The 22,419-nt window shown below is 41.5% G+C and carries 22 protein-coding genes; 13 read left to right on the forward strand and 9 right to left on the reverse strand.

Annotated elements, in window-relative coordinates:
* Nucleotides 1-281 precede the first annotated feature (281 nt).
* Nucleotides 282-533 (reverse strand): hypothetical protein, encoded by a 252-nt coding sequence (locus tag AC570I_RS20125; RefSeq protein ID WP_497406927.1) that lies wholly within the window; start codon nt 531-533, stop codon nt 282-284.
* Nucleotides 534-853: 320 nt separating this feature from the next.
* Here AC570I_RS20125 and AC570I_RS20130 point away from each other — a divergent pair, with 320 nt between their 5' ends.
* The 3 genes from AC570I_RS20130 (at nt 854) to AC570I_RS20140 (ending at nt 5,991) form a co-directional block, all read left to right on the forward strand.
* Nucleotides 854-1,447 carry a TlpA family protein disulfide reductase gene (locus AC570I_RS20130; RefSeq protein WP_497406928.1) on the forward strand — a complete coding sequence of 198 codons (594 nt, stop codon included), beginning with the start codon at nt 854-856 and terminating at the stop codon, nt 1,445-1,447.
* 62 nt (nt 1,448-1,509) lie between these two features.
* A complete protein-coding gene (locus tag AC570I_RS20135) occupies nt 1,510-4,620 on the forward strand; it encodes a SusC/RagA family TonB-linked outer membrane protein (RefSeq protein WP_497406929.1) in 3,111 nt (1,036 codons plus the stop codon).
* A 15-nt stretch (nt 4,621-4,635) separates the two neighbouring features.
* Nucleotides 4,636-5,991, forward strand: coding sequence for a RagB/SusD family nutrient uptake outer membrane protein (locus tag AC570I_RS20140; protein WP_497406930.1), 1,356 nt, complete (start codon nt 4,636-4,638; stop codon nt 5,989-5,991).
* A gap of 41 nt (nt 5,992-6,032) precedes the next feature.
* Here the strand turns inward: AC570I_RS20140 and AC570I_RS20145 are convergent, their stop codons facing one another.
* The 3 genes from AC570I_RS20145 to AC570I_RS20155 all read right to left on the reverse strand — a co-directional run bounded on the left by AC570I_RS20145 (nt 6,033) and on the right by AC570I_RS20155 (nt 7,649).
* Nucleotides 6,033-6,392, reverse strand: coding sequence for a hypothetical protein (locus tag AC570I_RS20145; RefSeq protein WP_497406931.1), 360 nt, complete (start codon nt 6,390-6,392; stop codon nt 6,033-6,035).
* A 234-nt stretch (nt 6,393-6,626) separates the two neighbouring features.
* A complete protein-coding gene (locus tag AC570I_RS20150) occupies nt 6,627-7,181 on the reverse strand; it encodes a Crp/Fnr family transcriptional regulator (protein WP_497406932.1) in 555 nt (184 codons plus the stop codon).
* Nucleotides 7,182-7,265: 84 nt separating this feature from the next.
* Nucleotides 7,266-7,649 (reverse strand): hypothetical protein, encoded by a 384-nt coding sequence (locus AC570I_RS20155; protein WP_497406933.1) that lies wholly within the window; start codon nt 7,647-7,649, stop codon nt 7,266-7,268.
* Nucleotides 7,650-7,825: 176 nt separating this feature from the next.
* Between AC570I_RS20155 and AC570I_RS20160 the strand changes: the two genes are divergently transcribed.
* Nucleotides 7,826-8,722 carry a LytTR family transcriptional regulator DNA-binding domain-containing protein gene (locus AC570I_RS20160; protein ID WP_497406934.1) on the forward strand — a complete coding sequence of 299 codons (897 nt, stop codon included), beginning with the start codon at nt 7,826-7,828 and terminating at the stop codon, nt 8,720-8,722.
* 91 nt (nt 8,723-8,813) lie between these two features.
* Here the strand turns inward: AC570I_RS20160 and AC570I_RS20165 are convergent, their stop codons facing one another.
* Together AC570I_RS20165 and AC570I_RS20170 are read right to left on the reverse strand one after the other, a co-directional pair.
* Nucleotides 8,814-9,998: a hypothetical protein gene (locus AC570I_RS20165; protein WP_497406935.1), complete on the reverse strand. Its 1,185-nt coding sequence runs from the start codon at nt 9,996-9,998 to the stop codon at nt 8,814-8,816.
* The gene (locus tag AC570I_RS20170; RefSeq protein WP_497406936.1) at nt 9,995-10,630 is read right to left on the reverse strand and encodes a DUF6266 family protein; all 636 of its coding nucleotides are present in this window, start codon (nt 10,628-10,630) and stop codon (nt 9,995-9,997) included. The genes AC570I_RS20165 and AC570I_RS20170 overlap by 4 nt, the downstream gene beginning before the upstream one ends.
* Before the next feature lie 536 nt (nt 10,631-11,166).
* Between AC570I_RS20170 and AC570I_RS20175 the strand changes: the two genes are divergently transcribed.
* The 9 genes from AC570I_RS20175 (at nt 11,167) to AC570I_RS20215 (ending at nt 18,326) form a co-directional block, all read left to right on the forward strand.
* Complete coding sequence (locus tag AC570I_RS20175; RefSeq protein WP_497406937.1) at nt 11,167-11,817, forward strand: DUF6266 family protein; 651 nt, start codon at nt 11,167-11,169, stop codon at nt 11,815-11,817.
* Nucleotides 11,818-11,926: 109 nt separating this feature from the next.
* Nucleotides 11,927-12,301 (forward strand): hypothetical protein, encoded by a 375-nt coding sequence (locus AC570I_RS20180; protein ID WP_497406938.1) that lies wholly within the window; start codon nt 11,927-11,929, stop codon nt 12,299-12,301.
* Nucleotides 12,220-12,768 carry a C40 family peptidase gene (locus AC570I_RS20185; protein WP_497406939.1) on the forward strand — a complete coding sequence of 183 codons (549 nt, stop codon included), beginning with the start codon at nt 12,220-12,222 and terminating at the stop codon, nt 12,766-12,768. The genes AC570I_RS20180 and AC570I_RS20185 overlap by 82 nt, the downstream gene beginning before the upstream one ends.
* Nucleotides 12,765-13,205 (forward strand): hypothetical protein, encoded by a 441-nt coding sequence (locus AC570I_RS20190; protein ID WP_497406940.1) that lies wholly within the window; start codon nt 12,765-12,767, stop codon nt 13,203-13,205. The genes AC570I_RS20185 and AC570I_RS20190 overlap by 4 nt, the downstream gene beginning before the upstream one ends.
* Nucleotides 13,206-13,498: 293 nt before the next feature.
* Nucleotides 13,499-14,299: a hypothetical protein gene (locus AC570I_RS20195; RefSeq protein ID WP_497406941.1), complete on the forward strand. Its 801-nt coding sequence runs from the start codon at nt 13,499-13,501 to the stop codon at nt 14,297-14,299.
* 216 nt (nt 14,300-14,515) lie between these two features.
* A complete protein-coding gene (locus tag AC570I_RS20200; protein WP_497406942.1) occupies nt 14,516-15,094 on the forward strand; it encodes a hypothetical protein in 579 nt (192 codons plus the stop codon).
* Nucleotides 15,091-16,152 carry a hypothetical protein gene (locus AC570I_RS20205; RefSeq protein WP_497406943.1) on the forward strand — a complete coding sequence of 354 codons (1,062 nt, stop codon included), beginning with the start codon at nt 15,091-15,093 and terminating at the stop codon, nt 16,150-16,152. The genes AC570I_RS20200 and AC570I_RS20205 overlap by 4 nt, the downstream gene beginning before the upstream one ends.
* Nucleotides 16,153-16,236: 84 nt before the next feature.
* Nucleotides 16,237-17,157 carry a hypothetical protein gene (locus AC570I_RS20210; protein ID WP_497406944.1) on the forward strand — a complete coding sequence of 307 codons (921 nt, stop codon included), beginning with the start codon at nt 16,237-16,239 and terminating at the stop codon, nt 17,155-17,157.
* Between the two features lie 2 nt (nt 17,158-17,159).
* Complete coding sequence (locus AC570I_RS20215; RefSeq protein ID WP_497406945.1) at nt 17,160-18,326, forward strand: HNH endonuclease; 1,167 nt, start codon at nt 17,160-17,162, stop codon at nt 18,324-18,326.
* A gap of 97 nt (nt 18,327-18,423) precedes the next feature.
* On the opposite strand, the gene AC570I_RS20220 is transcribed toward AC570I_RS20215, so the two are convergent.
* The 3 genes from AC570I_RS20220 to AC570I_RS20230 form a co-directional block, all read right to left on the reverse strand.
* A complete protein-coding gene (locus AC570I_RS20220) occupies nt 18,424-18,924 on the reverse strand; it encodes a hypothetical protein (RefSeq protein WP_497406946.1) in 501 nt (166 codons plus the stop codon).
* A gap of 24 nt (nt 18,925-18,948) precedes the next feature.
* On the reverse strand, nt 18,949-20,601 hold the full coding sequence (locus AC570I_RS20225) for a hypothetical protein (RefSeq protein ID WP_497406947.1): 1,653 nt from the start codon (nt 20,599-20,601) through the stop codon (nt 18,949-18,951).
* Between the two features lie 202 nt (nt 20,602-20,803).
* Nucleotides 20,804-22,417, reverse strand: a complete 1,614-nt coding sequence (locus AC570I_RS20230) for a hypothetical protein (protein WP_497406948.1) — start codon at nt 22,415-22,417, stop codon at nt 20,804-20,806.
* Between the last annotated feature and the right edge of the window lie 2 nt (nt 22,418-22,419).

A 22,419-nucleotide genomic window follows, 5' to 3' on the forward strand; every position in this document is an offset into this window, starting at 1 on the left:
AGCGCTTTATTGCATGCTTTGAAGGGTATACGTCGTTAACATTACCAAATGACGTGTTTATTAAAGCGAAAAGATTACGCTTTAATGAAGTGTTCCATTTTAGTTGAAATGGTTTACACTGATCATTTCCTCAGTTGTTTAAGAACAATTGCTTTTAACATCCCTATACATTAAGAAATCTCGGAAAGAGAATTGCGCTAAAGCAAAAAGAAGCGTACCTGCTTATTGAAACAGGCGATTTTTGATGCTAAGTCAATTTAAATTCCGGATCCAGCCCCATGCTAATTAACATGAGGTGTATTCCAGTGGGTTGTGGCGATTCTAAGGTAAGCATCTTTTTGATATTTAGCGTAATGGTTTTCTGCCAATTGGTAGAAAACCATCAGGCTTGGTATTTTTTCATAAAAGACAAACCACGAGAGCGGTGTATGATTCCTGAGTTGCCTGTGCATCACGATGGCCGCGGGGTGCCGGGCGGCGAAGGGAACAAGTAAGGGTAGGTAAATAATGTGTATAGCGAATAGATCCTTCATCAAAATTTCGGGACAGGCGCTGCGCTCAGGATGACAGCGGGGGGCGCTCAATGTTGAGGATAAAGGTATTGATGGAATATGATTGATTAGGCTCAAGATAGTTCAGCCTCGCAATGACGATGATTTAAAACAAACAACTAACTATATTATGAACCCACGACAATTTTACCATCTCAACAGGCTTTACGCAATGAAGCCGCGGCAGCCAGAATAACCCCATTGCAAGGCAGGCGGATCATGTTATGTAATTCTTTTATCTTCGGATTATACTGACCTGCCTTGTTTTTTCTTCTCAATCCTAAACTTTTAAAATAAACCAAATGCTAAAAAACATATTTTTCAGCGCAGTGGCTTTGCTATGCCTGAATTTCTGCGCCAGTGCGCAAAAAAAACAAAATCCACTTAGGTCTGTAAGAGGGGGTGAAAAGGTTCCTGACGAACTTTGGAATACTTCCTTTCATGTCTACAGAAATGGAATTTACACTACAGAGAACTTAATGCCGTACAAAGGAAAGGTCATTGTTTTCGATTTTTGGGCGAGTACTTGTGGGAGCTGTATTGAAGGCTTTCCAAAACTGAAAAAGTTACAAGATAGTCTTGGAAAAGACATTCAAGTCGTTTTGGTAAACAGGAAAACAGTGTATGATAGCAGACCTGCACTTGAAGAGGTATTCAAGAAAAATCAGGCGGCACTAACGAATATGTTTACGCTTGTTGAAGATACATTGATTGCCAATTTGTTTCCATCCATTTCTTTACCAACTGTGGTGGTTATCACTGGAGATGGATATTTGACCGCTGTAATGGAGGGTGCTATGTTTCATTCCTCAGACATCATTGCATTAGCTGAGGAACGAAGGAAGCTCCTTGTAATTCGGGAAAGGTATAGACAACAGAAAAAGGTAAAGCCATGATCAGGAAGTATATTTTTTTATTGCTACTGATGAGTTATAGCTGTGTTTTATATGGCCAAAGCTTGAAAGGAACTATCTTAAATGAGAAGGGAGAACCACTTAAAGATGCAACTATATTAATCTTACCCTCAAACCATAAAACATCAAGTGGGGGCAGGGGTGAGTTCATGTTCACGTTGTCAGCGGGAAGGCACCGCCTCAATATTACCTATACCGGGTATCATTTTATTGATACGGTGGTTAATGTTCCATTGGAGCGCGATCTACAGGTAATGATGCAACCTGCTAACCGGCAGCTGGAAGAGGTAACGGTGAGCACAGGATACCAGGATGTGGTAAAAGGCCGTTCAACCGCATCATTTTATAAAGTAGATCAGGCACAGCTAATACAGAATGTGAGTCCTTCAATTTTGACCAGACTGGCGAACATCACCAGTAGTTTTCAGGTAGATAAGCGGGCGAATGTAGCCACTACCTACCAGATTAGGGGGCTGGCTTCACTGGATAGCCGAAGCATGATGCCTTTAGTGGTATTAGATAATTTTCCATATGAAGGCAACCTTGATAACATTAACCCCAACGACATTGAAAGTGTAACGGTACTGAAAGATGCTGCGGCAAGTGCTATATGGGGTGCGAGGGCAGGGAACGGCGTCATTGTTTTGACCAGTAAAAAAGCCAAATCAGGGGAGGCCATGCATATTGATTTCAACAGCAGTGTGAACATTCAGGCCAAACCAGACCTATACAAGGCCGATCAGCTTAGTCCGGCAGCAACTGTTGATCTGGAAAGCATGCTTTTTGCACAAGGCTATTATGATGATCGCTTCAATAGTCCCCATTATCCGGTTATTCCCGAGGTTGCAGAAATTCTCAATGATCAGCGACAAGGTACAATTACAACCACGCTTGCAGGGCAAAAACTGAATCAGCTGAGAACACAGGATTTGCGCAGCGATATGCTAAAATATCTTTACCGTACAGCAGTAGGTCAGCAGTATGCCTTGTCCATTGCAGGGAATAGCAATTCGGTAACTTACCGTTTGTCGGCAGGTGCTGACAAGAATTTGAGTAATCTTGTAGGTAATGAATCACAACGGTTAACCTTTCGATTTGACAATACCATTTCGCTAAACAAAAACTGGAAGGTACAAGCGGGGGTGGCGGTAACCACTAGCCTGAGTAAAAACAACAGCCCTGCCGGTTACGGCAGCTTTTCGGCATCAGAAGGCGGAGTTTCTGCTTACAGCAGGATAGCCGATGATCAGGGGAATGCCCTGCCCATCAATTTATATTACAGGGGGCGCTTTACCGATACAGTAGGGAAAGGCCGCTTACTTGACTGGAAATATCGGCCGCTCGATGAACTTGCCAATAGTGATAAACAAAACCGGCTTTTCGACGTGGTGATGAATGTGGGCAGTAGTTATCGCATCGCGCCCTGGCTCAGCGCCGATGTGAAGTATCAATACCAAAGAAGTAATGAGAAAACACCTCAATTCAATAGCGAAGACACCTATTTTACCCGCGACCTGATTAACCGTTTCACCGTGTTAGGCAGTTCTACTACCTACAACCTGCCTCGCGGTGGAATTTATAAATCATCAGAGATTGCGCAGCAGAGCCATGCGCTACGGGCACAGCTCAACCTGAACCATCACTGGGGCAATCACCAGATGGATGCGATTTTAGGCGGGGAGCAAAGGGAAATAAACCAGCGGACGGATAATACATTGTTATATGGGTATAATCCTGAAACACTGAATAGTGTGGCCGTAGATGGGGTACATGCCTATCCAACATATTTAAACCTCAGCAGCAGTGTATATATTCCCACTGCGGGCATACCTGCTGAAACTGTGAACCGTTTTATTTCGGCCTATGCCAATGCTGCCTATACCTTTCGCGAGCGTTACACGATTACGGGAACCGTACGCAGGGATGCATCGAATTTGTTCGGGGTAAGGACGAATCAACGTTGGGTGCCCTTATGGTCGGTAGGCGCGTTATGGAAATTGAGTGAAGAATCATTTTATCACAGTGAGTTCATCCCGAAAATGAACCTGAGGGGATCTTATGGCTTTAGCGGGAATGTAAATACGAATGCATCTGCACTCACGCGGATCACCTATGCAGAGGCTGCAAATTCACCGATCAACCAGGCATACGTTACCGTAAATACGCCGCCTAATCCCAACCTGAGGTGGGAGCAAACTGAACAGTTAAATCTGGGTCTTGATTTCGCTATTAAAAATGATCGGGTTAACGGCACTATCGAGGCCTTTTCAAAATATTCTTTTGATCTGATGAATACGGTTTATATGGATGCCACTTCAGGTTTTAGTTCTGTTACACTGAACTCGGCAGCTATCAAAGCCAGAGGCATAGACGTGGTACTGAACAGTAGGAACATTAATGGTAATTTCAGCTGGCAGAGCAGCTTATTGTTTAGTTACATTAATTACAAAGTGGTGGGTACCTCAGCAAATTTAATAACCGATGGGCTTACCAGTGATGGCGTAAGCGTTTTTCCAGTTCTGGGCCTTAATCCTTATGCAGTAGTAAGCTTCAGATGGGCTGGACTCGATCCGGCAACAGGGAATCCGCGTGGTTATGTAAACGGCCAAATCAGCACCGATTACGACGCCATTGCCCTGACTCCGCTCAGCCAGCAGGTGGTACATGGCCCTGCTGTTCCGCCCGTTTTCGGAAACCTACGCAACACCTTCAACTGGAAAAGTCTGAGCCTGACGTTAAATATCCGCTATAAACTTGGATATTATTTCCGGAAGCCGGCTCTGAATTATGCAAGTATGTACCTCAATAGTAGTGGAATCAGTGAATACGAACAGCGCTGGCAAAAACCAGGCGATGAAACGAATACCAGTGTGCCTTCGCTGGTTTATCCGGACAATGGGATGCGCGATCTGTTTTATACACAATCAGAGATCACTGTTGAAAGGGGCGATCATATTCGATTAGAAGATGTTTACCTCAATTACCGGTGGCAGCCACAAAAAATTAAATTCCTGAAGCAGGTTAACTTTTACCTCTACACCAATCAGCTTAACCTGATCCTTTGGAGGGAAAATAAACTAAAACTTGATCCTGATGCAGTTCAAGGGATTCAAAACAGGATCAGCCTGGCAGCTGGAATTAAAGCCGGTTTTTAATTTAAAATAAAAATAATGAAAACAAGATTTTTATACCTCACTTTAATCATCGTACTTTCAGTAATGCACTGGAGTTGTGAGAAATACCTGGAAGAAAAACCCAATAAAAGGATTTCGACCCCCGACAAGTTGAGCGACCTTCAAGGAATACTGGATAATTATTTCGTGATGAACGCCCAATACCCATCAGCAGGGGAAACCTCGGCAGATGATTATTACCTTACCGACGCCAGCTGGTCATCATCAACTGAAAAGCAACGCAATCTATACCTCTGGCAAAAGTATGATCTGATCACGGCAGATTGGAACGCTCCCTACAAAGTAATCTTTAACGCCAATTTGATTATTGAGACTATACCAAAACTACAGCTTAGCGATGCTGAACAGCCCCAGGGGAATATAATTAAAGGGCAGGCTTTGTTTTTAAGATCCTTTTATCATCTGGCACTTGGGCAGCTTTTTGCCACTACCTACAATAATAGCAACGCGGCCAGCCAACCGGGTATTCCGCTTAAACTGGTTAGCGATGTAGAGGCCAGAAGCGTGAGGGCAAACCTGGCTGAAACCTACTCGCAAATATTGGCCGATGGAAAAGCTGCTGTACGATTATTGCCCAATAAGGCTAAGGGCAAATATCTGGCAGCTAAACCTGCCGCATGGGCATTACTGGCGCGGATAAACCTGTTGATGGGGAATTATCAGGATGCCGCCCTTTACGCCGATTCCTGTCTGCAGGTAAGCAGTACGCTAATCGATTATAATAGTGTAAGTACAACAGCCAGCATTCCTTTTGCCCAGTTCAATGATGAAGTGATTTACGATTGCCGGACAGCGGTAGCTTCGGTACTGGCACAAACCAAAGCGAAGGTCGATCCGGTATTGTATGCCTCGTATGCCGCGAACGATCTCCGAAAAGTCGTATTCTTCAAGAAAAACACGGATGCTACTTATGCATTTAAAGGAAATTATACGGGATTAAGCACTGCGGTATTTTTTAGCGGCATGGCTACCGATGAAGTGCTGCTGATCAGGGCAGAATGCAAAGCCAGGTTGGGCTTGCTTTCTGCTGCAGCAAGCGACCTGAATACCCTTCTAAGTAAAAGATTTAAAACAGGAACATTCAGTCCATACACATTTACCAGTCAGGCTACTGCTTTAAGTACAGTTTTGCTGGAACGCAGAATGGAGTTGCTGTTCAGGAATTTGCGCTGGCCGGATTTAAAACGCCTGAATCAGGAACCTGCACAGGCGAATACTTTATCGCGAACCATAAAACAGGTGGTTTATACTTTAAAGCCAGGTGACATCCGGTATGTGTTACCGATTGACAAAACAGCAATACAGCTAAGCGGGATCGAACAGAATCCATAAAAAAAGCGGTGGCATGTATCCGCATGCCGCCGCTCCAAGTTTTAATTACGCATTTTGATTTCGCTAATAGTTGCGGCATCACCTTGTTCTGAAGGCCACAATTGATCTTTAAGTTCATCAAATTCATCGGTATCTGGTGCAGCAAGTGCGCCGTTATCTGTAGCTAAGAATAAACCACATACATGAGGACCCGTAGAACAAGGAGAATCTTCTCTTTGGTAATTTGCAGGATTCTCGATTTGTGCCTGCGTGTAGGTGGTTAATTTGTATTTATAAAAATACTCCACCCTCTTGTTTTCTTTTTCGCCATCGGAGCGGGTGAAGGCACTCATGCCCGCTACGGTAGCTAAACCAAGTACTACGGCCACCAGGCCGGACTTGATACTAACTAATTTGTACATAATGTTATAATTTAAGGTTTACAGAAACCAAAAAGCATTACCACAATCACGTAAACCACTCCGCCAAAATTTTGAAGATAACCGTATCGGTACAGGTTCAGGCGATCAGGGTTTTGTATCTGATTTCTAATACTAAGGTACCATGAAACGCTACCTGGAAACGATGTTCAACGGGTGGCAAAAATGCTGTGCGATGGGTAGTAAATTTACTGTCGGACGAACACCAAAAAGGCATTATAGCAGTTTGCTGTAGTATCTGACGAATAAATTGTATTCGAGGCTAAGGTAGTTTGCCATGTCCTTTTTTCGCAGGAAAGGAATGATGCTGCGGTTGAGTTTGATAAACTCCTTTATGCGTGCTCGTGCTGTATTGTACTCCAGTAAGTGGCTACGGCGTTGCAGGGATTGAAAATGCAAATCTTCAATATTGAAGTATAGATTTTGCAATTCGTTGAACTGATCGAAAAGCTGCCACTGCTTGGTATTGTCAATGTAGACAAGGGTAGATGGGCAACTCGCCCGGTAGAAGTGGTGATTGCTGCCGACAAATGTTACAACATATTGATTGGTAGTGAGCAGGTTTACGATTGACGGCTTATTGCGAAGCGAGGAATCATATTCTTTAATAATACCTTCGATAATAAATGCAACTGTACCTGGCTGGCAGATAAAGTTTTCGCCAGCTTTGAGCGCTACCTTAACGCAGGCTGCAGAAAGTGCTTCCCAGGCCAGGAGCCCGGCGAGCCCGAGGGTATCTAAACTGGTTTTAAGTTGGATGAGCTGATCCATAGGTTTTGAGTTTAAATGAGAAATGCCCTGCAACCTTCGTCAATTGCAGGGCTTAATTTAAGGACTTGTTCGTTCCATATCATGTCAGTTATAGCTTACTTCAATCGTCAGGCTTCCGCTGGCTTCGAAGTTGCCGTTTGCATCGGCAGTGGCGGTAAGGCTACTGGTCGGTGTAAATAGTTTATCCGCTTCATCACCTGCAGCTCTTGCGCTGTTTTTGATTAAAGTAATGGGTAAACGGTTGGCTACTGCGAAACTGACTTGCTCAGCTAAAAAACCAATCATCTGGCTGTTCATCTGATTAAAGTACGCTTGTTGTTGAGCATCAAGCTCAAACCATCGGACTACCCAGGTGTGCAGATCCAGCCGGATGACGGCAGTTTCTTCCTGCCGTTCCGCATCGGTTAAACCATGAAGGGTTTCCTGCACCTGCAGTACGCCCTCCTCATCAAAAGATTGTTTAATCATATTTTGTAATTATTTTTTTTTGCCTTGTGTATCTTCGGCACTACAAAAATATTCCGTATATTTTTATATTTGTAGCAAATCAACCACTTAGAATTTAACCGGTATATTCTTTTTTCAGGAACGGTACTGGTTGGCAAGATCACATCCCATGAGCTTATTTATTAAAGCTTAGGTTTATGCATTTCCTTTTTTCTTTCCGCCCCGCAAAGTGGGCGTGGGTACATTTTGGAGTTACCCTGTTTGTTTCTTTGTTTGCTGGTGGGATCATTTCACTACAGCGTCAGCAAATTGGATTTTCTGAATTGATTTACCAGTTTCGGTATTATTATTCAACTGTATTAAATGGTGCAGCTGCCTTCATTTTGATCTGGTATATCTTTGGAATTACAAACTGGTTGAATGAACGGGATGGTGGATTCAAACGGACTATCAAGCGTTTGAAAAATCAGGTCATCTACGGAGTTGGCCTGGGGGCAATTCTGGAGATGATATTGGCAACAATTTTATATACAGTTCATGGCCGTAAACCGCTTTCCGGAAGTTTTTTCTACACTATTTTTATAATGGCGATGTTATATGTATTCATCCTGAATTTGATTTATTTCATATATTTTAACATGCTTGAACCAAGCGTACCAGTTGATTCGCCGCTGCCCGTTCCGGTACCGCCTGCAGATCCGGTGCCTCCAATTCCGACACCCGCCGCGACGCCAAAGGTGAGATACAAGATATTGAAATCTAAACCTGTCAAAAAAGAATTGATTGCAAAGGGGGACTTTTATTATATATTTTACATAAAGGATGTTGTATTTGAATTCTATAATAGTGATGGAGAAAGTGGTATATGGCTAACAAATTTAAACCAAACCTATGAGTTACTAAAATCTGATGAATATTTCCGTATTAATAGAGGCGCTCTGATTCACTGGAAGAACGTCAGGGACTTTAAACAAAAGGGGAAGGAATTATATATAGTAGTATTTTATCCCGAGAATGCATGTTATAAGGTAAGCAGAAGAAATGTTGCAGGTGTAAAGAGGTGGTATGATAAGTACAGAAATAAGCGTGCCTAATAGAGAATGCGGCAATTGAGGGCAATGGATAATAAAGCGCGATATTGGGTGAGTCAATACCGCGCTTGTTAAACGATCATTTCGATGATATTCAGCTAAATTCTTCTCCAAAATCATCATCAATTCTCTGACAAAGCTCCTTCAGCTTGGCTTTCATTGCATGGGCCGTTCGCGGAGTTACCTGCTTGTATTTAGTGGCTAAACTACTGGCTGATAACTCTTGCTCGCCAATGCGCGGTGTTTGGAAATGATGCGCAATAAAGGCCAGCAGTTGTGACCGGGGTTCGGCTTGAATGATGCCTGACTCGCACAACAGTTTCATGAAATAAGCCAGTGCCGCTACAGAGAAACTGGTTTGCACCCGGTAGCTACCTATTTGAGCGGTATGCTTCAGGGTTACACCTTTACCTCCAGAATGGTACTGCTGTTTCTTTTCAATGCACTCCAGCTCGGCCTGCACAAAAACCATTAACTGATACTTAACACTGTTACGTTGCACGCTATATCGGAGATTGGCTTTTTCCTGTTGTACGGTTAGCCGCTTTTCGAAATGACATAGTTGTTCATAACACTGTTTTGTTCCATAATGGGGTTTTAGCGCCTTTTTAATCAACGACTTGCAGTAATCCACAAAATGACATTCATTGAAGCACCAGTAAGTGAGGTGTTCGATGAGCTGATAATCGAAATCCAGATCACTCGCTTTCTCACATAGTTTTAAAATGGAAAGCTGTAGCGCAGACATGTATTGCAGGTGCTGGTAGGTATGTTGCTGACTCAGATGAAACCGTTCAAAAGCAGCGCAAATAATGTTGAGCAATTCACTGTAGATCTTTTTACGTTTCAAAGCAGCTTTCATCACCGTCATTTTCTGAAAGGTTTTATCCGTAATGCGCTGTATTTCTATGTAGGGCGCATTGACCTCATAGCTGAAATAACAGTTGTGCTGATGCAGATGTCGCAGTAACTCATCCAGGCATTTCCTCATTTGATCTGCTAATGCAACCTGATCAGGAGTAGCCATTTTGGTTCTGGGCAACATATCAAGCAGCGTTATACACTCGCGCTGCGTATGCAGGATTTTCCTTTTAATGAAAACTTCCGGCTTTTTACTAAAGCTCAAATTCTGTAAATAATCAATCATTACATCTTTAATCATCAACAAATCGCCAGCCTGATTTACGGCAAAGGAATCTGTAACAATGGATGTGGTATTGTCTGAGTGCGTTACTGCTTGCTGCACCAACTGCCTGAGTAGATGAAGCTGTTTTTTCATATCACATCTACCTTTCCCAGATAATAGCTGTTAGATACTGCTCTTCCGTTATGGCCAATCACACTGATGAAAACCTCCACCTCGCTGGTCCATAAACGTTTCTCCATCTTGAATATACAGTTGCCCACATTTCTTTTTACACCCCCGATCATACCATCGGCCCTTTTCCGTTTAGCACTGTATACCACAATCATGATCAGATCATCAATATGGAAATGACCCTTGGTTACATCTTGCCAGGTAAACTGCAGTTTTGATGGGCTTAGCCGGGTACATGTTGGGTTTGCAACCACTTCCAGCTTTCCCGAACTCAAAAGCAACTGACTGAAGTCGATACTGAAATCGGGATATTCCCCTTGCAGCGCCGTTTTGAAGTTGGCCGTAAAAGCGGCATTGAATTCCGTTTTCCCTATTGCCGCATGTTTAAATCCCTGCAACAGATAGGGGTGGAAGGGTTTGAGAAAAGAAGTGAGGTACCCAAATTTAGCCTGGGCCATTTTGCGCGGTGGGGTTTGCACCGGCGGTATGGAGGGCTTGGACCGTAAATAATCCGTCCCTTTCCAGTTAGCGCCAACAACAGGCCCTATCTTTCCTGACAGGCCGCCTAAAATTCCTTTTTTAATCTTCGTCATAATTCCTTTGGTTTTAGTTTTATAATCCTTCGACCACGGCATATAACCTGTACAGGGTCATAGCATAGCCGGGCCATACCCGAAACTGGCCTGGAACGTAAAAACACGTAGCAGACACGTTCGAGACACGTTCAAGACACGTACGAAATACGAACAAGTTATAGGGAAAAGTAAAAGTATTATGCCTGAAATACAGGAGGAGAATGAAGCATTCCCTCATTTCAAAGACAGGTGTTGTGACGAACCAACACTTAAATTTAAAATATCAGAATTTAATTTCCAAAAAAAATATTTTTTGGTTACAAATGTCACCCTATTGAGCGGAAATACAGCCCTCAAAATTAATTGTAAATAAAAATAAATGTCCTTTATGTGTGTGCTATGGCACATTTCGCCCAAAGGTACCGTACCCAGGGGACTATTTTAGGGCTTTTTATTCCTGTTCCTTTGTTCTGTCGCCGCTGGCATGAACACACCGGTTAGCTTCAGGTACAGGTCGACGAGTTAACAAATTTTTTCATTTAATCCATAAAACAATGGGAGTAATTAAACAGGGGATCCTTGGTGGATTCCGTAAGAAAACAGGAACAGTGGTTGGTGCTTATTGGCGCAGCTTAGATGTAATCAGGGGTTTGCCCCGCAGTAGCGGAAAAGCGGCAACCGAAAAGCAACTGTCGGTACAGCTTAAATTTGGATTGGTCACACCATTCCTGAGCAGGTTTGCAGCCCTGATCAACAGGGGCTTTGCCTCATCGGCAGGTGTGTCTACGCCGATGAACGTTGCAGTTTCTTATCACATCAAAAACGCAATTGTGGGCATCTATCCGGATTACGAAATCGAGCTGACCAAGGTACGTTTCAGTGAAGGTTCGCTGGAATTGCCGGTTGAGTTTCTGGTAGAACCGGCTGCGGGCGGTATTGTGAACATCAGCTGGGAGTATGATGTACAACTTAAAGATGATCGCTACATGCCTAGCGACAGCTTAAGTGTATTGGTATACAACCCGGTAAAATCCAAATTCATGAGGGCTTCGCTGGTAGCGGAGCGATCTGCCGGTACTTATGCCATGCAGCTTCCCAACGTGTTTGTTGGGGATACGGTTCACATTTATGTGGCTTTTAGCTCTACTACCACTGCCGATTTAAACAGTGATAGCACGTACATCTCCGAGTTAACGGTGCTGTAAGGGGCTAAATCAATTATCCTGATTTACCGCCCGGCCAGCCGGGGTTATAGCCAGGGGCAACATAAGGTTTAGCCGGGCGGTATTTCTTTCACCTTAAAATTTATTCATCATGAAAACTTTATTATTACAGCTCCGAAAAGGAGATTTACTATTTCGTGTTTTTCTCCTGCTACTATTGGTATCGGGATTAACAACTGCCTGGCGGGTGTTACCAATGTTTCTGGGCAATGGCGATGCTACCGTAGGATGGTTAGACGCCGGCATCTGGCAACTCGCATTTTTCAGTTTGATTTGCTGGTTCTGCCTGCTGCTCTTAACGCTGGGCTTGCTCAATATTTTACGAAAGCAACTCGCACTACCTTCAATTTATTTCATGGTTTCACAATTTGAAAATTTACCATCATGGCAACAGTTAAGTTTTTATTATGCCTGCTTTGCACTGCTTTTATTATCGGCAGTGGGCTGCCTGGCGGCGGTATTTTAAAACCGCCTTTTCGTAATCAACCCACCCGGCAACTGATCCTTCAGGTTGCGGAAAGCCAGTTGGGTATTCATGAAGCCACCGGCAGCAATGACGGCCCTGCTGTAGAGAAGTTTTTGTATTATACTGGCAATGCCAAAGGCGATCCCTGGTGTGCAGCGTTTGTAAGCTGGGTATACGGACAAGCCGGCTGCGGGCAACCCCGCTCGGCCTGGAGTCCGGCATTGTTTCCTGAAGGCAAACGTACCAGCAAGCCTGAGCCTTCAGATGTATTTGGCATTTACTTCCCGGGGCTTAAGCGCATTGCCCATTGCGGCATCGTGAAAATGCAACGTGGCTCCTGGATTATTACCGTGGAAGGGAATACCAATGTTGTCGGAAGCCGTGAAGGTGACGGCGTGTATAGCAAGTACCGCCATATCCGCACGATCAAGTATTTTGCCAACTGGCTGAAAGGGAATAAGTCATGAAGCGTTTACTATTACTGTTGGCCGCCTGTCTGGCGGCCTGCAGTGCTTTACGGAAAGAGAGTGCTAAATCATCATTTGTTGAGAAGAGTAGTTTTCAAAGTGAATTGGTGGCTACGCGTCAATGGACAATAATGACTCATGACAGCATTAACTCCGAATTGCAATGGCGCATTTGGCCGAAGGGCATCGTGTACTATTCGCCTGATAGTGGTTTTAAGGGGGAAGTAGAAATGATGGAGCTTTGGAAAAGGGATAACCGGAAGGTGGCAACAAAAACAATAGGAGCGGCTACTGTGACGCAAAAGCAACAGGCGCAGCAGAGTGTAAAGGAGAAGAAGGGAGCGGTGAGCAGTACGAAGGCTGGGGTTACCTGGTGGTATTGGGTTGTGGGTGGGGTGGGAATGGTGGGGTGGGTGTGGTGGAGGGTGGGGCGTTAAACTAAAAATAAGATTAACGTTTTTATTTCGACGGAACAATTATCAAGTTTTAGGTTTGTGTATAGTTGGCAGGTTGGGTATATCCCGACTGATATTACATGATTTTTGAGTATTGACAATAAGGATTTTTATTCCTATAATTGTTTAAGCTTTTTGGCAAGCTTGCCCGTTCGTGCAAAGATCTATTCAGCCAATTAATTGTTTAATAATGCAAACCTGCCTGCTTATTATCCAAACAAGATTACGAACGCAAATACCACGGATAACTAAGTAGGTCTAAACAGGAATGTATTATGACACCTATTGAGTATTTAAAACTGCAAGCAAAAAATCTTCACAAAGATTTCAAAACCCAAACTTCTTCTTTCGACTCGAAACTGGGGCGTAACTTGTATGATTACGATCCAATGTATTTCAAGTTCGATTTGATTGTGAACGACTTCAACGTTAATGAAGAACGCTTTAAACTAGGTAATGCGCAGCATGTCATTGCTAAACTATGCGGACTGAATAAATGGACAGATCTATTAAAAGCATCGCCAGCTAGAATTGAATTGTCAATTCTATTGTTTACCAATATGGATAAGGCCGAAGTGCGAGATTGGAATCAATATGTTTTAAATATTGAAACCGCCAATAATGTCACGCTAGATGACGAATTTAAAGTCCAAATCTTTAAAGAAGGGTTTTTAGTTTGGCAGGAAAACGTTTATTATAATGATTATCGACTTTTCAAAGGTGATGAAGATGAAATTGAATGGGAATATGATGAACCATTGTCGGGAGTTGAGACCTTCTCAGATATTTCTATCCGAATAATTTCCTCATTTCCTTTAAATAAAGAGGACAGGGAAGAATTTATATATGAGGCGAACCAGTCATTCGAACGCGTCTTTGAGCGCATAGAACCAGATAACCCGAAATTGACCCGTTCTTTGTGGGACGCTGATCGTTTTATCGATGAAGAAATATTGAAGCCCGAATTGTTGCCCATAGATCGTGATTATGCACTTTCTTTGATTGATACCTTCTCTGTGGAATATGTTATTTCACTGGCAGCTGAAGCTGACGATCTGGCAAGACAAACCGGCTAAACACATTTTAGCAAATTTGGTCCGGCAGGTGTTTCATCTGCCGGACTTTTGAGATGTCTAATACTATTAAATGTCTTTTAACTAAAATATCGACTGGCTATACAGGGTTTTAGGCCGGGGCGGTTAAAGAGGTTGGCAACTGAAAATTTTTCTTGTTTTTTACTCCTGTATTTGATTTTAATGTTTCTTCTATTAAATTTATACAACTAAATTTGTATGCTCGATCTCAATAAATTCTTACCGCTTAATAGTGTTGATCAGGTTGATGCCTTGATCGATCATCTAAAAAAATATCAGTCATATCAGCAGGAACTGATGGAGGGCGAGATTCTGATGGAAATTCGCAAGGTCAAGATGCAGTTTTATTTCAAGGAACAATTTAACCTAATCTTATCCGATTCTAAGCCTATTCTCCGTCCCAGGAAGTTTCCAAAGATCTTTGTAAAAGAGTTTGATACCCTGGAAAACCTCAAAGCACTCAAAGGAAGTTTTACAGGTTACCGGTTGGATGAGGTGGCGAAGGAACTGGATAGGCCTGTCGGGCAACTGATGAAGTTTTTAGCTGATCGAAAAGTGAGAGCCAAAGCTGATACCATATTGACCGAGAAAGCTGCGAATATATTGAAAGGATATGCCAGGAACATCCTTGAATTAAATGCCAGAAAGGAAAAAAATGCCGAGCGGGAAGCAAAATTGCAAAGGGTAGGAAATTCCATATTGGAGGAAAAATTTAAACCCAGCCGCGGAAAGGAAGGGAATTATTCTAAACTCATTTATACAAGACCAAAATCATGATGAAAAGTAGCTGGATGTTTGCAGAACATTTCGGGGATATCATTATTGCCCATTTTAACTTAAGAGGTTTTCTGGTAGAGAATGGGCAATTCTCAGATCATGGCTATGATTTAAAAGTCACAAAGGGAAACACCTATTACCTCGAGCTCAAATTTTACCGGAGTAACCGCATCCATTATTCGCTTATAGAAAGGACGATAAGCCAGCTTGCAAAAATAGTTGGCGCGATGGGAGGTGATAGTTACGGCATAGCAATATTCAGTATTGATATCAGTATAGAAATCAGGCTTAGCTTAAAGGAAAAATTTGGTATTACGATCTGGGATCGGGGGATCGTCCTGGAAGAATTGCGCAAAACCAGCGCTGAGCTTAAAGAAGATTTCGAACGGCTATTGCTGGAATCGCAACAGGGAACTGAAACTTTTAAAATGCGAACAGGAAGCGAAGTCTCCAATGCGCTTAAAGATGATCTTTTCCCTAAAGATAAACCTATTGATCCAGGACCTTTACCGAATCCCGATCACGTAATGGCCGACGAATTAATTGTGAAGCTTGCTGCCCTTCCCTGCGGTAAAGATCATTGGTCAGCCTATGAAAAGCTCATGTACGACATCCTGAAATTTCTCTTTCGCAAAGATTTAACGCTTTGGGAATCGCAGCAGCGTACAGATGATGAATTATCTAGGTTTGATCTGATCTGCAGGATTACCTTTTTTGATGATTTCTGGAAATCACTTGCCCAATCTTTCAATACCAGGTTTATTCTTTTTGAGTTCAAAAACTATTGTAATGAAGTAACACAGCACGCTGTATATTTAACTGAACGGTATTTATATAAAAATGCATTAAGGTCTGTTGCGGTCGTCATTTCTCGAATAGGCCCAAATGATAGTGCAATACAGGCGGCCAGAGGTGCATTGAGAGAAAGTGGAAAGCTGATGTTTTTCCTTTCAGATGTAGATATTACCAATATGTTGGAAGGTATTAAACACGAGAGGAATCCCAATGATTATCTGGCTGATACACTCGATGACTGGCTTGTTGGACTTTCGAGGTAAATTATTTGTTTACTTTTAAGATACATATGTCATTGTTAAAATCATGTGTATGACTTTTTGTTGTATTACTTTAAGATAATTGTTATGCTCTTCAAAGATCTACTCGATAAAAAATATAAACTACTCCTACCATATTTTGAGCAATTATTTGATTTGGCATTAAAGAATCAATCCCATAATGGAGATCTTCTGTTGGTAAATGAGAATGCTAGTTTATCAACAACAAAATCCGAAGATAGTCTACCGATCATAAAATATTTTTATGAGCTCGGCTGGAATTATGAAGGCCATAGTGAGCGAACAAACTATGACTTTATAGGTGAGTACCTTAGAGAACCTGTACATAATTCCATAGAATATGAAAAATATTATGCTGAACAATCAAATGACTTCAAATTGAAAGATCAGCTTGACCATGAATTATCCTTTACTATGCAATTTGAGATGCTGATATACCTGAAAATCTGGGAAGGCGAAACCTTCATCAAAAAGTGGTATCAGTTAGCTCGACTAATTAAAGGTGAAAAATATGATTGGTCATTTCGCATCAAATCACATGACCCTTTGAAGCCTGGTGGGTTTACAAGGGATAAGGCCTTAAAGAATCATATTAAGCCAGTCCTTTCGGAAATGATACCTGAATTGGGAGCTAGTTTTGAGAAATGTCACAAAGGACAGATCCGTAATGCTATTGCCCACTCGCAGTATTTTTTTATGGGGAGAAATTTTACACTTACAAACTACGTTGAGACGAATATTGATCATGTAAGCCATATTAAGTTCGAAAAATGGAATGATATTTTCCATGAAACACTGGTTATATTTACGCTATATAACAGACTTTCGGATAAGGTGAATGAATATTACTATCAAAAATCTCTTCGATATAAAAAGAAACAAGAAATTAGAGTGTATTGGCAGCTCAAGCCCCAGCCTTATACATCTTTCGAAGTGTTACATACCAGAGATGTTTTTAAAGACTGGAGCCCTTATCCAAATCCATAATTATGAATGACAAATTGAAACCACAAGTACATTTGATGGTAAAGGAAGCTGTTGAACATCTTCATGGTACAATCAAATATAAACAGATTAAGGACTATATCAATGCTAATTGGAAAGGAGTAAATCAAAATACTATAGTTGCACAAATCATCGCAGCAACCGTAAACCATACCTCAAGACATCACTATCCAGAAAATCATAAAGAGAGGAAATCAGATCAGGGGTCGCCTTTCGACTTGCTATTTTGGGTCAAAAGAGGAAAAGCAGTCAAATATGATCCTGATAAGCATGGAATTTGGGAACTGGTGAAAAATCAAGATGGCAGTTTTTCAAATTCCAAGGTCAGTGTAGACTTCTCCAAATCTACTTATCTCTTTGACTGGAATCCAAGTAAGTGGGAGTGGAAGAATTTAGAATATAAGCTTCAGGAATTCGACACAACTGGTAAAACGAGTGAAATCTGGACTTGCTCCAGTTTTAAGCAGGTTAAGATTGGTGACAGGGCTTTTTTAATCAAATTAGGCAAAAAGGTAAAAACGAAGGGATTGTTTGCCTCTGGATATATCATGAGCCTTCCGTTCCGGGCACCGTCGGCGACTGATCCCAAAAGAATGGATTGGCGTGTCATTATTAAATTCGATGTATTTGTAGATCCAAAGGATGTGATTGTAACTGTAGGTGAATTGGAACAAGCAGGTTTGACAAGTCAAAATTGGTTGCCGCAACAGTCGGGGATAAGCGTTCAGTCAGATATAGCTTTGAAGCTCGAAGAGATTTGGCTTAAGAAATATTTTTCATCTACTTCAGCTGGTCATCCCGAAGAGAAATATGTTGATGGTCAAGTGAAACATCGGTTAGTTAAAGTATATGAACGGAGTCCTTATGCTCGGGAAGCTTGTTTGAAAAAATTCGGGCCAGTTTGCATAGTGTGTAACCTAGACTTTAGTTTAAAATATGGCCTTATCGGTAAAGATTATATTCATGTACATCACCTAAACGAAGTAAATATTATAAATGGCGCTCATGAGATTGATCCTTTGACAGATTTGGTACCGATCTGTCCAAATTGCCATGCCATGGTTCATGCAAGAAAAAAACCTTGTTTTTCGATTCAAGAAATTAAAGATAAAATACAAGCTCAAAAAAAGCTCAATAAAGGCAGCACCTAAGATGTTAGATAAAAATGGAGCTATTTTTTATTCTGAGTCAAGTAACATGTTTATTATCAATATTATATAAGTCATTTTTTGACGTTTTTGTCATCCATCACTTTTTTCTTAGAATACTGTCCAGATCATTTATGGTCAGTATCACCAATTTGATGACTTCTATCGCTGCTGGAGGAACTATTGTATGTTCATTAGGGTGTGCTAAATGGTTCCTTATGTGGCGGATCATATCCAGAACCAATCTGTTCTCACCGTTTATAATAGATAGTTTTTCAAAGACTTCAATCAGCTTAAAAAATTGCCCATGAAAATCTATTCCGGCGAATTTTTTATAGTAGATTTTTAAACCTAGTTCGAACATCAAGAATGAATTATGTATGGCAACGGTAATAAACTCGTACTCGAAAAATCCGTATGTTAACAGTTTGGTGATCAGTATTTCCTGTTCTAATAGGTGCTTGTCTGTATTGAGGTGAAGGCGTTCAGAAAATAGGAAGTTTTGTTGGAATTCGCTGAATGAACCAGCGTCTTCGAATATGCTCCATCTAGGGTCTGCTTTAAAGAGCTTGTCTACATGCGGGGTACGTTTTGCTTTCATAGAGGTATTTACATATTTCATATTCTATTTAAATTGCGGTAAAGACATGATCTGCCTATTGATTTGTTTCATGAAGGAGTTGACCCAGAATTGAGCAATTGAAGCCAAGTCATTTCTGTTGGGCAGATCATCATAGGTTTTCCTCAATGTAATAACAGTCAGTGAAGTCCCGATCTCGTAATGGTAATCATGGAAAAAGATAAATAGATCGTTGGTGATATCGAAAGCAGATATCCCGGCCCTTTTAAATCCTTTAAGCTCTATCCGTAGTCCTAACCTATTTACTTCCCCTACAATCAAATACCTTTCGAGATCAATTGATGTCAGGAAAGGAAAATAGTCATCGTCAATTGTTTTAAAAATTTCATGGGAAAGAAAAAGGCTATATACATCTTTCTCGAGCAATGATTCAGAAGCTTCCATCAATTTGGGGAGCTGTTCGTTAAACATTTGAAGGGCGAAGTTACTGGTGAACTTACCCGTAATTTCGCTACTACCAAGCTTTGAAGTTAGTCGTTTAAATTGTTCAATCTGATTGGGTTCGAAGAACTCTGTAAGGAAATCTGGCATCTCATCATCTTCCTCATCCGGCTCGCCCCGCCACAGTTTTACTCGTATAGTACCACTCCATCCCGAACCATCGCCCCATTGGAGAGAAAGAAATAAGGATACTATTCCGTCGGACTCGCTGAGCACATTTACCTTTATGATCCTGTCTATAAAATTCAGCTCAGGTTCGTCTCCCAGCTCAATCTGATAGGGTGGAATTGTTGCCAATCTTGTCAGCTCAATCGTCATCAATCGATCGAGCATTGGCCTGTCACTAACATATTGTTGGTAGTAGCGGTAGAATAACGATCCTAATAGAGGATTGAATCTCCATGTAGCAAGTGGTAGTGAAAGGTTCTGTTCAATCAACTGCTTTGCATATGGGATACCAGATATCTCGACAAAATCGCCTTTATATGTATCAACATCGTGATTATGATCCAGAGCGATATCTCCTCCAAGCAGATGAGGGTCCCGTCTTACTGCCTTGGGCAATACATTAACCGCGATCTCAAAATCTCCATCTTCATTGATCTTCCAGTCTACTCCACCGCATAGTAATCTGCCCTCTCCCTGCGACTCAATAACAATGTAATCAAGCATGCCATTGGATGCATTTTCATAGTTCCGCAATGCAAACTCATCACCAATAATGAAATTTTTCACAACGAAAGACCATCTGTTCCCTTCAACCGCTTTCCACATCGCCTCGAAAATCAGGTTTACATCGAGGCTAACCAAAGTAGTTGGTGCTTGTATTTTATCTTTAAAGAGTTCTTTCAGATTATCATATGCGTGTTTTTCGGCAATCTGTTTCCACTGCTTCAAAGTCTCTTGAGAATATTGTTCATGATCGCTATCAATTAATCTTGCATGTGAGCGGCATAACCAAATTCCGTTATTTATTGATCTTCTTTGCTCACTGGACATCTCCGTGCTGTATCTGGGACCACCTGGTGCTGCAGCAGCGATGTGCGCGGCCTCACCTAAAATCACCACTTTGTCTTCACCGCTGCTATTTGGGCCTATTGTTATACGGCTGCAGTCTGGAAAACAGCAGCGGTAGGCCACCCTGGAAGCCAAGATGCGTTTCGTATCCGAAGTGAAATCATCACGTTTAGGGCTCATAGGTGCAAATTATAGATTTTATGTGTGCATGCAAACACGAGGTATGTACATAATGTTTCATAGTTGTTTTGAAAGAAGTTTCTAGAATTCCAGCCAGTCGCCAGGTTCCTGATGAAAGAATCTGAAGTTGGAAATGGTTAAAAATATGTCTTCTGATAATATGGTTTTGTGAAACCCATACATATTGTCCAAAATCAGATTGCTAATCAGATTTAAGGGTGGTGAAAAAGTCAATTGCTGCTGGCATATAAACAGAAGAGTATATTCCCCTTGCCTCATTAAATCCAATTGGATTCTGTTCAACTAAAAATAGCAGGCTGTCTCTGATTTCTTCATGTATTAATGATTGGAGCATAGCCACGAAATTATTTGACGTCTCGTAGGCCTTGCGAACCGTATCAATATCCGGGTGATGGTATGTCTTAATTGTAGCGTCAATTGCAGGCCTGTTTTTTTCTATTGGGTGAAGGGGATAATCACGGTCATAATAAATCTCGCCGAGTCTGTTATGCAGTGTGTCCTCTTCGTAGTGGACATATTTGTTCCGAAGTGTCATAAGTTCTTTGGTTTCCCTGTAAACAACACTTCCCATATCTACATCGGCAGAAAAAATATAGGTATAGAACCTTATGCTCTTTACTCTTGATTGAAAGTCTTGCTTAGTAAACTTAGACAAAACATCAGGGTAGCTTCGCAATTCGGGTGTACTGCCAATTCGTATAATCAGGTTTAGAAAGGATTCTACCTTAAATGCCGCATTCAATACCAGCGACTTTGCCAAAGCATGGTATTTTACGCTATTGTTTATGAACTGTTCAACATTTTTGGTGTAGTCATTCATTTCTTCAGTTTGGGTAACGTGTCCGACTAGTGGTTTGGGCAGTGTCAAATCTATTTTTGCAATATCTCTCCATAGGGTTTCTACACACTGACGATAGCTTTCATAATGGTTGATATAAATGGTGTGACGCTCGAAATTGAGTATCATAGCTTGAATTTCACGTTCGTACTTCCTAATGTTGAAGTTAAAAAAGGATTCTATATCAAATTCACCTTCAAAATAATAATTAGCCTCTATAACAAAGGGTGTTCTCCAAATCTGAATAAATCCTTTTTTACATTCTAAGATAAAATCCCACCAAATTGGATTGTCAAGTGGTTTGTTGACTTTTACGGAATCTAGAAAGCCATTGGGTTGATGAGAAATTTTTGAGGTTAAAAGTGCATATAATTTTAGAACATCAATATTTACGGGAGACATACGACGGGTGTTCAGTTTTTCTCCTGGAGACATAGTCTTGTAAAATTTATTCACCTGATCACGCCAATTCTCAATATCAGAATAGTCAACTTGCTCACCTTTCTTCCCCTTTTTGTTTTCTTTAGCTTCCTGATTGCAATTACTTCTATTAATACGAAGGTGCTGGAGTGACATTCTGATTCCCATAAGATCCAGCCCGATATCTTTGGAATCCTTTTTGCGAGGATCGAAGAAATAAGATGCAAAGAAGAATTGTCCATCGATCAATGCCATCCAGCGATACATTTCAATGGAAGGTTTATGCTGGTGTTCTTCTACAAAACTAATATTTGGGAGGTTGAAATCGTGCGGCAAAATCTTTTTGTCCTCAATTAAATCCGAAATCTTATCATTTATAGGATTGCAGCTTATCTGGAAGACGCATCCAGGTGAAACCTGAAATTGATGAAGACTTGGTTTATCTGTTTCCTTTCTTACATTATATTCCCAGCTTGGTGGAATAATGATTGCAAATTTACCTTCAGGATCTTTGAATATTGCTTGCTTAGGGTCCATAA

The sequence above is a fragment of the Pedobacter sp. A2324 genome (genome assembly GCF_059693705.1).